This is a genomic window from Lactobacillus sp. W8174 (assembly GCF_016100975.1).
Lineage (GTDB): Bacteria > Bacillota > Bacilli > Lactobacillales > Lactobacillaceae > Lactobacillus > Lactobacillus juensis.
This window is the reverse complement of sequence record NZ_JACFRN010000001.1, coordinates 293,572-309,367: the sequence shown is the minus strand read 5'-3', so window position 1 is coordinate 309,367 and position 15,796 is coordinate 293,572. Positions and strand designations below refer to the sequence as shown.

Genomic DNA, 15,796 nt, shown 5'->3' with positions numbered 1-15,796 from the left:
TGTTTCATTCTCACTTTGAGTTAAATCTTTTTTAAGAAATTCGTAACTTCTTTATACATGCTAGGAGGCTGTTCAGCCTGAATTAAGTGTCCACAATTTTTAATAACTTTTGCGCTAATTATTGCATTTAACTTTTCCATGGCAAAGGCGAAGTGATAGTCAAAAAAGGGAGAATTCTGTCCTGCTAAAACCAGCATTGGGATTTTTAAATTAATTAAAACATCTCTCCAATCCTGCTCAGCATGATCTACACGACAAAGATAATTCTCTTCAGCATTATATGGATATTTTTGAGTTTCCATTTTGGCCTTTTTAAACATCTCATAATTAATATGAGCATAAATGCCATTGCCAAGATCCGCCTTCAAATAATCCGGGTAATTCTGCCAAGTTAAATCTTTAAAGCCATATTGCCAAGAGCTATCACGAATCATTTTAGGAGGCTGATCCAAATCGATAATTGCCTTTAGTCTGTCATAGCCAAACAATGAAACATAAGCCCAAATATTTGCTGCACCCATTGAATTTCCAATAGCAACAATTCCTTTCAAGTTTAACTTGGTAATCAGTTCCTCTAAATCAGCTGCATGACGACTGATACGCTGTCCTTTAAATGTTCTTTGTGACCGTCCCTGATTACGCGGATCTATTACAATAAAACGATAATCAGATGCAAAGAGTTTAGCAACTTCTTCCCATAATATTGCGGTGCTTCCTATACCGGGAACTGCCAATACAGGCTGTTTATCTTTTTCAGTATCATAATATGCTATTCGTATATTATCATTAGTGATAAAACTCTTCTCATTAAGCATTTACCAGATTCCGATAACTTTCATCCATAAAGTTCCAATTACACCAAAAATCAGTAAATAGATAATTCCTAAAATAAAGTTGTATTTCCACCATTCACCTTGTTTAATGTAACCTGTAGTAGCTAAAATTGAAGCTGGTCCATTGGCGTAGTGAGTGGTTGAAGCATTGAAAGCACCTGTAAATGCAAGCAGCATTGCAGAAAGTCCCAAAGGAGCACCAGTAGCTACTGCCACTGACAAGAATGGCAAATATAAGGCGGTCATATGAGCGGTTCCACTAGCAAAGAAATAGTGAGTATAAAACATCAATATTACCAAAACCACTAATACTATTTGCCAGCTGATGCCGTGAAGACTTGTTTGAATAGTCTTTGAGAACCAGTCAATAAAGCCAAATGAAATAAGTTTACTTGCCATAAAAATTAAAATTGACAGCCAAATCAAAATATTCCAAGCACCAGTTTGGTTTAAGGCGTCTTTCATGGTTAAAACACCAGTTAACAGCAACAAACCAACCGCTAGAAAAGCAACGAAAGTTGAATCTAATTGAGGAATATCAAAAACGCCAGATAAAACCCATAAAATTATGGCTAGTAAAAACACCATTGACATAATTTTTTCTGGTTTTGTAACTGGCCCCATGTCCTTTAAATGATCAGTAGCCCATTTTTCAGCATTAGGTGTTTCTTTTATTTCAGGTGGAAAAATTTTATAAATTACAAGTGGAATAACTATAGTCGCAACCAGAACAGGAACTACAGCTGCTGAAAACCAGCTAATCCAGGTCATGTTATAATTTTTCTGTGCTGCCATTTGTGAAGCAACCATATTCGGTGCCGCGCCGGTAATAAAGAGGGCAGTTGAAAGAATATTGGCATGAAAGGCCATAAAGCTGAGGTAGGCACCGATTTTCTTGCGGGAAGGATCATTAGGATATGAATCATAATCTTTAGATATTGATTCGGTTACCGGCCAAACGACTCCTCCAGTTCTGGCACTGTTTGATGGAATCAAAGCTCCTAAAACTAATTCCAATCCAGTAATGGCATAGCCGATACCAATGGACTTCTTTCCGAAACGTTTAATCATCCAATAGGCTATTCGATTGCCCAAACCAGTTTTACTAATACCATAGGCCATGATGAAAGCCATAGCAATTAGCCAAGAAGCTGAATTACTAAAGGCACTGAGAATTCCTGTTGTTACTTTACCTGTTTTAGGATCTGCAATGTCCTTGATTGGGGCTAAACCAACTAAAACCGTTACTATAAGTCCGATTAAAGTGGTGCCGCCTATTGGCAAAGGTTTAGTGATACATCCAACGATAGTTGCTACGAAAATAGCAAACATCTCCCAGTCTGGAGCTGATAAACCTGCAGGACGCAAAGGCGTGATGCACCAGAGTATAACACCAACAGCCAGGGGTAAGATAAATCCCTTGTAATTAACTTTTTCTAGTGTTTTCATTTTAATTACCTGTAATTTTCCGGGCGATAAAAATCGTCGATAATTTCATAATTTTTATTCTTCAGTTCTTCATCAAGCCAATTTATATTTCCTGTGCCATCATGAAAACTTGCTGCTTTGGCATCATCTTTTTTGTGAAAATCCTGGACAGCTGGAAGTAATTCACTTGCTTCTTCTAAAGCAATTTTTATAACACCATCTGCATCACCTAAAATCACGTCACCAGGATTAACACTCACATTCCCACAAGAAATTGGAACATTTATTTCTCCTGGGCCCTCTTTATATGGGCCGTCAGGTGTCGTGCTAACCGCATAAATGGGCAAGTCCCAATCACGCAAACTATCTATGTCACGTATTGGCCCATCAACTACGACTCCAGCAATATGTCTTTGGTCGCGAAGCCAGGTCATCATCACTTCGCCAATAACGGCCCTGGTATTGTCATTCTCATTGTCAATGACAACGATATCGCCTTCATGACAATATTTTAAAGCTGCATAAATGGTCAGATTATCACCTGGACGATTATGAACTGTAAAAGCTGGCCCACACATTTCCTCATGAGGATTGGACATAAGCTTAATTCTCGGTGCCATTGCGCCTGTTCTATTCATACAATCAGCCACATTTGACGATGGCAATTTTTTGTATGCATCTATTACCTCTTTTTGTGGAAGGTTTCTTTTTAAAAAAATTCTTTTTCCAACCTGCATTCGTCATGCCTTCTTTTGGTTAATCTAAAGTAATATTATCTAGTACTTCCTGCATTTTGGAAGCAGAGTTCAGCATCTTAGTTTTTTCAGCTTCAGAAAGCTTAGTCTCAAGCACCTGACTAATTCCAACACCATTTATTACAGTAGGTGTTCCTAGATAAAGCTCATTTTTAATTTCATATTCACCTTTAATTGGTGCTGATAAAGGCAAGGCAATTGATTGATTAGTTAATATAGCAGTAACTATCTGGGTCAACATCATCGCAATGCCATAAAATGTAGCACCTTTATTTTCAATTATTTTTCCTCCCTTTTTACGAATACCTGATTCTACTTGATCCAGCACAGAGTTGTCAATACCGTCAAAATCTTTAAGTGGCTTGCCACTAACTGTTGACTCATCAAAGTTTTCAAAAGAAGTATCACCATGTTCTCCTAAAACCATTGAATTTACTTCAGCAACAGGAACATGTAGTCTTCTGGCTAAGTCAACCTTTAAACGTGCTGAATCAAGGGAAGTACCCGTTCCAATTACTTTATTTTTAGGAAAACCAGATAATTTCTGAGTCAGCGTTGTTAAAATATCAACTGGATTAGCAGAGACAACAAAAATGCCAGAAAACCCAGATTCAACTACAGGTTGAATAATACTCTTTAAAATATTAACGTTTTTATTAACCAGATCCAGACGGCTTTCTCCCGGCTTGCGGGGAACACCAGCTGTGATCACAACAACATCAGCATCTTTTGCATCAGAGTATTCTCCGGAATGAATATCACATTCTCCGGTAAAAGGCAGTATATCCTCTAAGTCCATTGAATCACCCAGTGGGCGTTTTTTTACCACATCGCAAATAACCAGCTCGTCAACTCTGGTATGTTGTAATAAATCATTGGCAAAAGTTGAACCTACTGCTCCATCACCAACTAGTAAAACCTTTTTATTCATAACGTCATTTCCTTTCAATTTTTAAAAATGTAATCCTTTACATTTATAATTATAAAATTTATTATAGTGTTTTTCAATATTTAAAATAAATAATTTAAATTTTAATTTTTTAAAAATATAAAATTACTTTAATTTTTAAAATTATAAAAAATGCTTAGAAATTCTAAGCATTTTAAATATTTATTTATATTGTCTAGTAAACTCTGCCATTTGTATTCCGGCCTGCCTTCCAAATACCACTGTTTCAGCAATTGAGTTTCCTCCGATTCTATTATTGCCATGCAATCCTCCTGAAACTTCTCCTGCGGCATAGAGTCCTGAAATAATATTTCCGTCTGAATCCAAAACTTCAGTTTTTGGAGTTATATGAATTCCACCCATAGTATAATGAATAGCTGGATTAATATGAATAGCAAAAAAAGGACCTTGCTTGATAGTGCGATCCATCCCAGTAGTACGCTGAAATTCACTATCATTTTTGCTTTTCACAGCCTCATTCCATTTTGCGATTGTTTCCTTAAGGTTATCACTATTCACACCGATGTTTTCCGCCAACTTCTCAATAGAAGAACCTTGGCTAACTAATCCTACGTGATCATAAAATTCAACAGCAGTAAAATTATTACGAATTGTTTGGTCGAACAGGAGGTATGCGCCATCTTCGTCTAAACCAGTGATGGCATCCGATACAATTTTTCGGGTATTAAGCTCATTAACAAATCTCTGACCAGATTTATTAACTAAAATTGCACCTTCGCCACGTAAACCTTCACCTATTAAATAGACGTGATCAGTATCTGTTTGAGCAGTAGGGTGAACCTGAATAAATTCCATTTGCTCTAATTGAGCGTCTATTTTGGCAGCTAACATTAAACCATCACCTGTAGCTCCGGGTTGATTAGTTGTTTTGTAATTCGCCAGGTCTGGACGGTATTTTTGTATTAAATCTTTTGAAGAGCCAAAGCCACCAGAGGCAAGTAAAATTGCTGTAGCTTGAACCTTTTTAATTCCTGAATCAGTTTCAACTTCAATTCCTACAACTTTTTTCTGCTCATCTTGTAATAAACTAATTACACGAGAATTATTAAAAACCGGAATATTTTTTTCTTGAATTTGCTTCAAAGCTCCTGTTACTAAATAACTGCCAACTGGTGCCATTGAGGCAGGACGGTGAGCCCTTTTTTTACTCATACCACCAGTTATCGTTAAATTTGTTAACTCGATGCCATGATTCATCAACCAGTCAATTGCTACTGCAGAGTGGTCAACAAAATATCTCAAAAGGTCGCGGTCATTTAGTTTGCCTCCACCCTTTAAAGTTTCCTGGTAAAAGTCTTCCTTATTATCTATAATTCCTTCATTAAGCTGAACCAGACTCTCAGAAGCATTCATGCCCGATGAAGCCCTGTTAGTATTTCCACCAAGGTCAGCATTTTTTTCAAAAACTGCGACATTCAAGCCTAGTTCTTTTGCTTGAATTGCGGCCGTTAAACCGGCGCCACCGGCTCCAACGATTACTGCATCATAACGGTCTTTAATTTCTGCACTGCCGTTAGGCCTAAAAACAAATTTTCCCATTTAATTTCTCCTCTAAAATGTTAAAAAATTATTTTTCAGGATTAGTTTGTGATATATTGGTCATCGCCATATAATCCATCCATTTATCATATTCTTCTTTGGTTAATTTACCACTTTTAAGCGCTGCTTCCTTAAGAGTGGTTCCTTCCTTATCTGCAGTTTGAGCAATTTTCGCAGCTGCATGGTAACCTATATGAGGCGATAATGCCGTAACTGTCATTAATGAGCTTTCAAGCAGATCATCCATCTTCTCTGCATTAACTGTTAAGCCAGCAATCATTTTATCAGCAAACCCCGTAATAGTACCAGTTAAAATATCACAAGAATCAAGAAAAGCTGTAATCATTACTGTTTTATAGACATTCATTTCAAAATTGCCTTGTGAACACGCAAAAGTAATAGTAGTATCATTACCAAAAACTTTTGCGGCTGCCATGGTTACAGCTTCAGCTTGCGTGGGGTTGACTTTACCAGGCATAATTGAAGACCCGGGTTCATTAGCTGGTATATTAAGCTCATGATAGCCAGCTCTTGGGCCAGAAGCCAAAAACCTGATGTCTTGAGCAATTTTAAACATATCAGCAGCTAAAGTTTTTAAAGCACCATGAACAACGTCTAAACCAGAATGATGAGCTAGGCCCCAGAACTTATTGGTATTAACTTTAAAATCATGTCCATATACTTGAGACAATTTACTGGCAATTTTGGCAGTCATTCCAGGCGCAGCATTAAGTCCTGTACCAACAGCTGTCCCTCCTATTGCCAGTTCATACAATGTTGGCTTGAGTTCTTGAATATAATTCAAGTCGTGCTTTAACGCGGAAATATAGCCCGAAATTTCTTGACCAAAAGTAATAGGCGTAGCATCTTGCAAGTGAGTACGGCCTACCTTGACAGTTTTCCAATATTTATTTTGTTTAATTTTAAGTTCATCAATAAGATGTTGTACCGCCGGTTCAAGTTTATCCAGTGCTTCAACAGCTACAATATTCATAGCAGTAGGATAAGTATCATTTGAAGATTGTCCCCGATTGACATCATCATTTGGTAAAATGTTTAAATCTGGATGAAGTCTATTAGCTAAATTAGCAACGACTTCATTAACGTTCATATTACTTTGGGTTCCCGATCCTGTTTGCAAGACATGAAGCGGAAAATCTTTACGAAGCTCGCTATCATTCAATTTTAACAACTGGTCAATAGCTTCTTCAATTGCCGCACCTTTATCAGCTGTTTCATCCCCCACTTCGACATTTGATTCAGCTGCAGCTTTCTTCAAATGCAAAAATGCTCGGATAATTGCAAGAGGCATTAATTCGCCACTAGGAAAATTATTGCGACTGCGTTCAGTTTGGGGTCCCCATAAAGCTTCTTTGGGTATTTTTACTGGGCCAATGGTATCACTTTCAACACGGTATTCTTTTTTGCTCATGTTCTGTCTCCTTATTTAATGCTGACATTTCTCTGACAATAACTTTTATATTACTCTTTCATTCATAATACAGTTTTTCCAGACTTTTTTCAATATTTTTAAATAAAAGGGCTATCATTTTAAAAATTTAAACTTTATTAAAAAATATAAAAAGCACTCCTTATGAGTGCTCAAACAAAAGTATTATATTTTTAAAGTTTCTGCATTAATAGCAACTATTATAGTAGAAAATGACATTAGAATTGCTCCAACTGCAGGTGAAAGCAAAATTCCCACAGGAGCCAGAATACCGGCAGCTAGAGGTAAAGCCACAATATTGTAGCCAGCTCCCCACCAGAGATTTTGGACTGTTTTTCTTTGGGTGTGCTGGGCCAATTTTAAAAAACTAATGATATCTAAAGGTTCACTATTAACCAAAATGACATCCGCAGAGTCCACCGCCACATCTGTTCCAGCTCCAATGGCAACTCCAATGTCGGCTTTGGCCAAACTAGGTGCATCATTAATGCCATCGCCGACCATCATCACCTTATTACCTTGATTTTCCAAAGTAGCTACGATTTTTTGCTTATCTGCTGGCATCAGACCAGAATGCACTTCTGTAATACCTAACTTCTGGGCAATGTTTTGCGCTACCTTTTCGTTATCACCAGTCAACATTACCGGTGTAATGTTGAGAGCCTTAATCTGTTTAATTAACGATGCTGCATTCTTTTTAATTTCATCACCAACGGCAACATAGCCCAAAAGCTCATTGCCTTTAATCAAGTAACTTGAAGTATAATTTAAGGAATCAACCTGAGGAAAGTTTTTAACTATTTCTCTGGCAGTTTTTTCATTTACTAATTGATATTCTTGTCCATTTATTGTTCCTGAAACGCCCTTTCCAGCCAATGTTTTACTGTCGGATAAAGCATATAATTCAATCTTATTTTCCTTAGTAAATTGTAAAATGCTTTGTGCAATCGGATGATTGGAATCTTGTTCTAATGATGCAATTAGTTTAATAACTTCATCCGCATTGTAGGATTTACTTAAAGTATTATACTTGCGCACCTGAAACTTACCTTGCGTCAAAGTTCCGGTCTTATCTAAGAGCAAATAATTGATTTTAGAACTAATGCTAATAACATTACGATTTCTAATTAGTAAGCCATTTTGGGCACCAATTGATGTGCTTTTAGCATTTACTAATGGAATAGCTAAACCCAGAGCATGGGGACAAGCTATTACCAACACTGTCACCATTCTTTCGAGACCATCAGCTATACCACGTAAACTTGTCCAAACGAGTAAAGCAATAATACCAAAAATTAGCGCTGCATAAAATAACCAGCTGGAAACCCGATCTGCCAAATTTTGTAGTTTAGACTTATTCATCTGGGATGACTGAACTAGTTTATTAACACTGGCTAAAAAGCCTGAATTAGCAGAATTAGTAACCTTAACTGTTAGTGTTCCAGAGCCGTTAATTGAACCCCCAATAACCTTATCGTCTTTTTGCCGCGTTACTTCGCGCGATTCACCAGTAACCAAAGATTCATTAACCTGACTGGAACCATTTAGAATGACACCATCAAGAGGAATACTTTCTCCTGCTTTGACTAGAATTACTGCATCTTTTTGAACATCGTTTATTGCCATGTCCATTGTTTGACCATTATGTTGTACGTGAACCTTATCGGGTAAAAGTTTGGCTAAGTCATGCACTGAACTATTGGCATTCATTACCGAATTCATTTCAATCAGATGACCTAGTAACATAATTAAAATTAAAGTAGCTAATTCCCAGAAGAAATCCATGACATGAACTTTGCTGTTTAATAAATCATTTTTAATAAAAGCATATAGACTGTAAATATATGCTGTAGTAATGCCTAAAGAAATCAGTGTCATCATTTCAGGCTTTTTAGCCTTAATTTCATAATAAGCACCAGATAAAAATGGTTGTCCACCATAAAAATAGAGAATTGTAGCAAAAAGTGCAACTACCCATTCTGAACCGGAAAAAGAAAATTGGAATGGTAAATGTACACCCATTGCTGGTGATAAAAATATGATTGGCAAGGATAAAACGACTGATACCCAAAATTTTTTCTTCAGGTTTCCCATATGCATCATATGTCCGCCATGCATCATCATATCCTGACCACCCATATTCATTGACGATGTGTTATCCATTGAGTGATTCATATTTCCATTATGGTTCATGTTCATATTATTCAAATTACTCAGTCCCATCTATTTATAATACTCAAGATTGCTCTTTTCTTTAATCTACTTTTATAAATAGAGGTTGTCAAAAAATTTAACTGAAATAGCTAGAATATATTGATATTAGCTTTTGCTCCTTGCTTTTTCATAAAATGAATAATCAAACCGATAACTAAGCCGATAACCGCAGGAATAACCCAATCCATACCGATATCAGCAAAAGGCAAAAATTTTAGTTGGAATGCTTTTAACTGTAAAGCCCAAGATTGGTGACTAATTATAGGTGGAAAAGAAGCTATCATATCTAATATAGCCGGTACAATTGTAAAAAGTATCCCACAAAAATAAACGATTGCGTCACGGTCGAACAAAGAACCAGAAATTGACAAAATAATCAAAACCATGGCAATTGGATATAAAAACATGAGCATTGGCGTTGACCAGGAAATAATTGTATCTAAGCCAAAATTAGCGGTGATAAAGGAAACAATAGTCATGATAGTCAACCAGCCATGATAACTTATTTTGTTAAAACTACGATGAAAGTCCTGAGCAAAAGCCGCTATTAGACCAACTGCAGTTGTTAAACAAGTAAGAGTAACTAGTGTGGCAAGTAAAGCATGACCAAAATCGCCCAGATAATAGGTAACAATTTGGTTGAAAACTGTGCCACCCTCTTGCGAAATTTTAAAATGATTTAGTGTTGTTGCTCCTAGCCAGATTAAACCAATATAAATAATTCCAATTGCACCCGTTGCCAAGACCCCAGCTCTTGCAGTAACTTTTGCATTACTTTTAGCTGAAGTTTTTCCTAGTTGCCTGACAGCTGAAACAATAGTATATCCAAAGGCCAATCCTGCTAGAGCATCCATTGTGTTATAGCCCTCTAAAAAGCCGTTAAAAAAGGAAGCACTCTGATAAGCCGCAGTAACAGTTTGATCTTTAGCAGCACCCATCGGTGAGATAGCAGCTAATAAAAACACAGAAAACAATAATAATAAAAATAAAGGATTCAATATTCGTCCAATACTATCCAAAATTGTCGACTGCTCGTAAGAAATAATAAAAGCTAAGATAAAAAATATTGCTGAAAAAATCAGTAATGCAGGTTTAGCGGCAGCTTTAGGCAGCACTGGCTGCAAGCCAACCGAAAAGGAAATGCTTGCTGTTCTTGGTGTCGCAAACAAGGGCCCTAAGGTTAAGTGAATTAGTACCATAAAAACAAGGGCAAATTTATTTCCTAGTGGAGTGCCGATATCATAAACGCCTTTGGCATGGCTGGCACTTATTGCCAAAACAGCAAGCAAAGGTAAGAGAACGGCAGTTACTAAAAAGCCAAATGTAGCCATTCCCCAGTTTGCCCCGGATAATTGCCCCAAATGAATTGGAAAAATTAAGTTACCAGCACCAAAAAACAATCCAAATAACAATGATGCAACTATTAAATACTGTTTCCATGATAATGGTTTAGTATTAAGATCCTGTTCATTTTCTTTCATTCTAATTCCTCCTAAATGAAATAAAGCATAAATTAAAATTGATAAAAAACTCTGGTCATTATTAAGGGAATAAAAAAGCACCCTTGAAATAAATCAAGGGTGCTTTGGCACGGTACCACCTAAATTACTGCTTTGGTTACTTAAAATAACTGCAGTCGCTTCACGTACGGCAAATATGCGATACGCTAACACGATAATGGGTGTCACCAATTATAGCTACTTCATTCACTACATAGCTCAAAGTTACTTTCAACTTGCCATCACGGTCCATTCACAGCTACAGGACTCTCTTTGACGCTACCTGCAAGTTTACTTATCTTTTCATCGCTTTATCAATATTAATAACATTTTAATCAATGTCTTATTTCATGTCAACAAAAATTTGAAAAGTTTTGTGTGAGCCAATTGGCAAAACGTTTAGCACTTATTGGTTCACCATAATTTAGCATAGCAATTCCATAATTGGGCTTAATAGCATATTTTAAAGGAACACTAACAATTGTTTCATCATGATAAGCATTGACAAAATCTGCCCAAATGCCAATTCCCAGCCCTGCTTTAACCATCAAATAAGCACTTAAAATATTATTGGCATATGCAATATTAACATTCTCATTCATGGCAATGATATATTTCTGTAAAGCATTTTGTGACGGTGGACACCACTTACTATCAGAAAAAACTAACCTAAAATTGCTTAATCCTGAAATTTTAAAGCAGTTCTGTTTATCAAAAACAGGCTTATAAAAGTTAACACAATACTGCCCCGTAACTAGATTTATATACTTAACGTTTTCCATTTTGGCTATGATATCCGGCATCGTAAATATAATGTCACAATCACCATTAATTAGTCTGTCTTTTAATTCATTGTGTGCGTAATTTTCTAAAAAAATAGATAAGGCATTTTCTTTATGAGTTCTTTCATAATATTTAATTATCTTTGGTAATATTGAAATTTCATATGGCGTTCCGCTATAACCGATAGTTAAATTATTTCTTTTTTTAGCTGCAGCTGATTTTGCCTTTTGTACCGACTTATCATAAACGCTTAATAGCGGTTTTATAGAATAGTAAAACTCTTTGCCACTCTCTGTTAAATCCACTTGCTTTCTGCTTCTTTTAAATAATAAAAAGTCAAGCTCTTTTTCCATTGATGAAATTATTTGTGATACTGCTGATTGTGAAAGGTTCATTTCAATGGCCGTTCGAGAAAAATTTAAAGTCTCCGCTAAATTTACGAATACTTCTAAGTGTTCAAGATTCATTTTTTATTCTCTTTCTTTAATAAGTGAAACTGATAATCAATCATATTTTAGATTATTTGTAAACAAATGAACAATGTTATATTTAATTTTGTAGATATTAGCTTAAATAGATTATTGAAAGGGGTTATTTAAAGTGAAAAATCTAACATCAGGTACTTATCAAGTTGTTGCTCATGAATATGAAAATGAGCAAATGCCAATAAAGGTAGAAATAAGTAATAACAAAATTAGTAAAATTAAGACTCAAAAAGCAATGATTCCAGGAAGTTTGGAAGAAACAGTATTTACAAAAATTCCTAAGGAAATTATAAATGAGCAGAGCTTATCAGTTGATGCTATCTCAGGAGCAACACATTCAGTTAACGGTTTACTAGATGCAGTCGAAAAGGTAATTGAGCAAGCTGGAGGAAATCCCCAAGATTTTAAAACTGAAGCTGATCAAAAAGTTGTACCACTAAAGGTAAACACAAAAAAGCGTTTAGATAATAGCTATTCATTTTGGCGAAAAAAGCCAAATCATATTATTAAAGAATATAGTACGGACTTTTTAATTGTCGGTGCCGGCATATCTGGATTAGCTGCTGCAGTTCAAGCTCGCCAACTCAAAATGGATACAATTGTTATTGACAAAAATGGTTTTGTAGCTGGAAACGGTGGCGGCGTTGAAGGTATTTTTGGAATTAATACTAAAATGCAACAAGCAGCGGGCATACACGCTGAAAAAGAAGACATAATTGCCAAAGAAGCTGAACTGGGACAATATAGAGCTGATGGTTCGTTTTGGGTTGATTTAATCAATAATTCTGCTGCTAATATCGATTGGCTGGTTAATCTGGGAGTGCAATTGACAAAGGTTGACGATTATCATGGTACTTGCATGTTTCCTACTTTTCATTGGTTTAAAGGTGGTTTTGCATCTGTTGGATACGTACCTTATATGAAAAAGAAGGCTGATGAGCTAAATGTAAAATTTCTGCTGGAAACATCAGCTACGAGCATTATTGAAGAAAACGGGTCTATTAAAGGAGTATATGCCAAAACACCAAATGGATATATAAAAATCAATGCAAAGGCAACCCTATTGGATACTGGAGGTGTTGGTCATAACCCTGATCTTTTGGAACAACAGGGTTGGTCAACAAAGAATATTCATTACTGTTCAATGCCTAGCAACACTGGTGATGGTTATCAAATGGCTATGTCAGTCGGTGCAAAAGACATGCTAAAAGAATCACCAGAATTCATGATGAACTATATTCAAGCTTTCCCACATGAAGGAGTTCATTTGTATCTAGATCCAATAAACGGATTCATGTCTTTGCCATCAGGAGGACCAGTAATTTTTGTCAATCAAGATGGTAGACGTTTTGTAAATGAAAATGTTAAAAAATATAATTTGCTTTATCAAAGAATGGCAATTAAAGCTACCAAAGTATCATATGAAATATTTACACAAGAAATTTTTGACAAACTAACCCAGAATGTTGCAAAAGCCGATGAAATTTTAGCTAAAGCACTAAAAGAAAACGAAGGTAATTCATTATTTAAAGCAAATTCAATAGCAGAATTAGCTGAAAAAGTAAATCTTCCTTCAGATGTATTAGTAAAAACAGTGAATGATTATAATTCGTTTTGTGACAATGGTAAAGACCTAGAGTTTAATAAAGATCAAGATATGCTTATTTCGATGAAAGAAGGCCCGTATTATATTGCTCGATTAGATCCTTCCAACTTGATTGGTCTAGGAGGCATTGGTTCTAACAGAAAATTCGAAGTCATAAACAATGATTTTGAAAAAATTCCTGGTTTATATGCTTCCGGTATGGATTCAACCATGCAGTATAGAGATGTTTACACAATAACTTTAGGTGGTTCAGCCTGTGCACACAACGTCAATTCAGGACGCCAAGCAGCTAAAAACGCAGAGAAATATATCCAAAATCTTTAAAAATATCTATAGAATAAGTCTGGAAAAAAAGTATTTCCAGACCAAAAAAGACGTTGAATTCAACGCCTTTTTTCGTATAAATTTTGTCTTAGACTTGATATTATTTACCAAGCTCAAATAGATCGGAGACCAATTTAAATGCGCCAAAATTATACCACAGGTCAGAGTGCTTTAGTATACTCTATTAAACTTTATTATTTCTCAGGGCCAATCTAGACAATTTTTGACCCATGAAGTTGATTAACATGCAATGCTTCAGCTATTTTATCCCTATTTTTAGTCGTAATACCGCCACCTGGTAAAATTTCTATCCTTCCGTTTGACCAGTCAAGGATCTGCTTAAGGTGAGTAATTGTGGCTTCAATGGGAAATTTCAAATCTCCCCCATGTGTCAAAATCCTTGCTACTTTTTGCTCAATTAGCCAGTTTAGTTCATCTCTTTGTCTTGTTTCAGATATTTGGTCAAAAGCCATATGCATCACCACAGTAAGATTTAAGGAATGAGCTAAAACAATTAACTGTTCCATTTGAGCTCGATTTAACTGATTCTGATCAGTTAAACAGCCAAAAGCAACTCCTCGAGCGCCTAATTTAGCTGCAACAGCCATATCATCAGCCATAATAGCAATTTCATCTTCATTATAAATAAAATTGCCGCCTCTAGGTCTAATCATCACAATTACTGGAATTTTTACCCTGTTAGCACAAATTATTGACCTTTTTATGACACCAAATGTTGGTGTAGTTCCACCTAATGAAAGGTCGTTGTTCAATTCTATCCTGTCAGCACCATTTTCAATAACATGCGGAATATTAGTAAAATTCTCTACACATACTTCTTTAAGCATCTAAAAAACCATCTCTTAAAATTTTTCACCGACTGGAGCATTGATTTCTTTTTGATAATTATCCAGCCATGTTTGCGATATAGGCTCAATTTGGGTTTTATTGTTTTTACCAGGATTAGCCATTAAAATCTTTGCATCCTGGTCATTACAGGCAACGCAAAATGGAAATTCAACATTGGTTGCTACTCCCCATTCACCTTTGTTATTTAAGGCGATTAAAGAAATTTCTCCTACCTGACCATAGCGGTGTTTTAAATTATGGCAAAAAGGATAAAGCGCAGCATCACAAGCTTGCTGTGGAGACATACCTTCTGACATTTTTCGCACAATTTCATATGAAAGGCACCCTTTCATTATATCTTCACCTAAACCAGTGGCTGCAGCTGCACCAATATTGCTATCTGCATAAAAACCTGACCCTGACAAAGGCGAATCACCAATGCGACCCTCTTTTTTCATAAATAAACCTGAAGTTGAAGTGGCTGCAGCCATTGAATTATTTTGATCAAGTGTTATTGCCCCAACAGTATCATGACCATCATAAGGGTGCAGTCCAGGCTGAGCCTGCTCTTTGACTTTTTCTTGCCAAATTGCCTTTGCTCTTTCTGTCAGCATATTGGTCATTTCAAAACCATTTTTCATCGCAAACTTTGTAGCTCCTTCTCCTACTAAAAAGCTGTTAGTCTTATTTAAACTTAACTTTCTAGCTACTGAAACAGCGTGTTTGACATTTTCAATTGCTGCTACTGAACCTTGAGACAAGGTATCTCCATTCATAAAAGCCGCGTCCATTTGGACGACACCATTCTCATTCGGCAAACCGCCATAACCTACAGATTTATATAAGGGATATGATTCTACTTCCATAATCAAATTTTCAACAGCATCACCAGCATTTGCGCCTTTTTTAAGCAGATTACCGGCCTTTACCAGCCCATCATATGACATACTCCAAGTAGATATTGCAGCCCAATTTTTCATTCTGTTCGTCCTTTTTCTTAAATATAGTAATAATATTAAACTAGAGCCGCTCAACTAACAACTACCTAACGCTAAAAATTT

12 protein-coding genes are annotated in these 15,796 nt (G+C 36.0%); 1 reads left to right on the top strand and 11 read right to left on the bottom strand.

Annotation, left to right across the window (positions count from 1 at the left end; translation table 11 throughout):
- Positions 1 to 20: 20 nt before the first annotated feature.
- From H3U49_RS01610 to H3U49_RS01570, 9 genes are all read right to left on the bottom strand, one after another.
- Positions 21 to 815: an alpha/beta fold hydrolase gene (locus H3U49_RS01610; RefSeq protein ID WP_198179151.1), complete on the bottom strand. Its 795-nt coding sequence runs from the start codon at positions 813 to 815 to the stop codon at positions 21 to 23.
- On the bottom strand, positions 816 to 2,282 hold the full coding sequence (locus H3U49_RS01605) for a DASS family sodium-coupled anion symporter (protein WP_198179149.1): 1,467 nt from the start codon (positions 2,280 to 2,282) through the stop codon (positions 816 to 818).
- A 5-nt stretch (positions 2,283 to 2,287) separates the two neighbouring features.
- Complete coding sequence (locus H3U49_RS01600) at positions 2,288 to 2,998, bottom strand: RraA family protein (RefSeq protein ID WP_198179147.1); 711 nt, start codon at positions 2,996 to 2,998, stop codon at positions 2,288 to 2,290.
- 19 nt (positions 2,999 to 3,017) lie between these two features.
- Complete coding sequence (locus H3U49_RS01595) at positions 3,018 to 3,947, bottom strand: L-lactate dehydrogenase (RefSeq protein ID WP_198179145.1); 930 nt, start codon at positions 3,945 to 3,947, stop codon at positions 3,018 to 3,020.
- A 180-nt stretch (positions 3,948 to 4,127) separates the two neighbouring features.
- A complete protein-coding gene (locus tag H3U49_RS01590) occupies positions 4,128 to 5,525 on the bottom strand; it encodes a flavocytochrome c (protein WP_198179143.1) in 1,398 nt (465 codons plus the stop codon).
- Positions 5,526 to 5,553: 28 nt separating this feature from the next.
- Entirely contained in the window at positions 5,554 to 6,957 is a 1,404-nt protein-coding gene (locus H3U49_RS01585) for a class II fumarate hydratase (protein ID WP_198179141.1), read from the bottom strand.
- A 183-nt stretch (positions 6,958 to 7,140) separates the two neighbouring features.
- Entirely contained in the window at positions 7,141 to 9,174 is a 2,034-nt protein-coding gene (locus H3U49_RS01580; protein ID WP_198179576.1) for a copper-translocating P-type ATPase, read from the bottom strand.
- 104 nt (positions 9,175 to 9,278) lie between these two features.
- Positions 9,279 to 10,670 (bottom strand): branched-chain amino acid transport system II carrier protein, encoded by a 1,392-nt coding sequence (brnQ, locus tag H3U49_RS01575; protein ID WP_198179139.1) that lies wholly within the window; start codon positions 10,668 to 10,670, stop codon positions 9,279 to 9,281.
- Positions 10,671 to 11,041: 371 nt separating this feature from the next.
- Positions 11,042 to 11,938 (bottom strand): LysR family transcriptional regulator, encoded by an 897-nt coding sequence (locus H3U49_RS01570; protein WP_198179137.1) that lies wholly within the window; start codon positions 11,936 to 11,938, stop codon positions 11,042 to 11,044.
- Between the two features lie 133 nt (positions 11,939 to 12,071).
- On the opposite strand from H3U49_RS01570, the gene H3U49_RS01565 reads away from it, so the two are divergent.
- Positions 12,072 to 13,886: an FAD-dependent oxidoreductase gene (locus H3U49_RS01565; protein ID WP_198179135.1), complete on the top strand. Its 1,815-nt coding sequence runs from the start codon at positions 12,072 to 12,074 to the stop codon at positions 13,884 to 13,886.
- 212 nt (positions 13,887 to 14,098) lie between these two features.
- Here the strand turns inward: H3U49_RS01565 and H3U49_RS01560 are convergent, their stop codons facing one another.
- Together H3U49_RS01560 and H3U49_RS01555 are read right to left on the bottom strand one after the other, a co-directional pair.
- The gene (locus H3U49_RS01560) at positions 14,099 to 14,734 is read right to left on the bottom strand and encodes a copper homeostasis protein CutC (protein ID WP_198179133.1); all 636 of its coding nucleotides are present in this window, start codon (positions 14,732 to 14,734) and stop codon (positions 14,099 to 14,101) included.
- 15 nt (positions 14,735 to 14,749) lie between these two features.
- Entirely contained in the window at positions 14,750 to 15,715 is a 966-nt protein-coding gene (locus H3U49_RS01555; protein ID WP_198179131.1) for a N(4)-(beta-N-acetylglucosaminyl)-L-asparaginase, read from the bottom strand.
- Positions 15,716 to 15,796 lie beyond the last annotated feature (81 nt).

Excerpts from the sequence above, each read along its gene's own strand:
- H3U49_RS01555 (WP_198179131.1), bottom strand. The coding sequence starts at position 15,715 with ATGAAAAATTGGGCTGCAATATCTACTTGGAGTATGTCATATGATGGG.
- H3U49_RS01580 (WP_198179576.1), bottom strand. The coding sequence starts at position 9,174 with ATGAACATGAACCATAATGGAAATATGAATCACTCAATGGATAACACA.
- H3U49_RS01605 (WP_198179149.1), bottom strand. The coding sequence starts at position 2,282 with ATGAAAACACTAGAAAAAGTTAATTACAAGGGATTTATCTTACCCCTG.
- H3U49_RS01595 (WP_198179145.1), bottom strand. The coding sequence starts at position 3,947 with ATGAATAAAAAGGTTTTACTAGTTGGTGATGGAGCAGTAGGTTCAACT.
- H3U49_RS01610 (WP_198179151.1), bottom strand. The coding sequence starts at position 815 with ATGCTTAATGAGAAGAGTTTTATCACTAATGATAATATACGAATAGCA.
- H3U49_RS01600 (WP_198179147.1), bottom strand. The coding sequence starts at position 2,998 with ATGCAGGTTGGAAAAAGAATTTTTTTAAAAAGAAACCTTCCACAAAAA.
- brnQ (WP_198179139.1), bottom strand. The coding sequence starts at position 10,670 with ATGAAAGAAAATGAACAGGATCTTAATACTAAACCATTATCATGGAAA.
- H3U49_RS01570 (WP_198179137.1), bottom strand. The coding sequence starts at position 11,938 with ATGAATCTTGAACACTTAGAAGTATTCGTAAATTTAGCGGAGACTTTA.
- H3U49_RS01560 (WP_198179133.1), bottom strand. The coding sequence starts at position 14,734 with ATGCTTAAAGAAGTATGTGTAGAGAATTTTACTAATATTCCGCATGTT.
- H3U49_RS01590 (WP_198179143.1), bottom strand. The coding sequence starts at position 5,525 with ATGGGAAAATTTGTTTTTAGGCCTAACGGCAGTGCAGAAATTAAAGAC.
- H3U49_RS01585 (WP_198179141.1), bottom strand. The coding sequence starts at position 6,957 with ATGAGCAAAAAAGAATACCGTGTTGAAAGTGATACCATTGGCCCAGTA.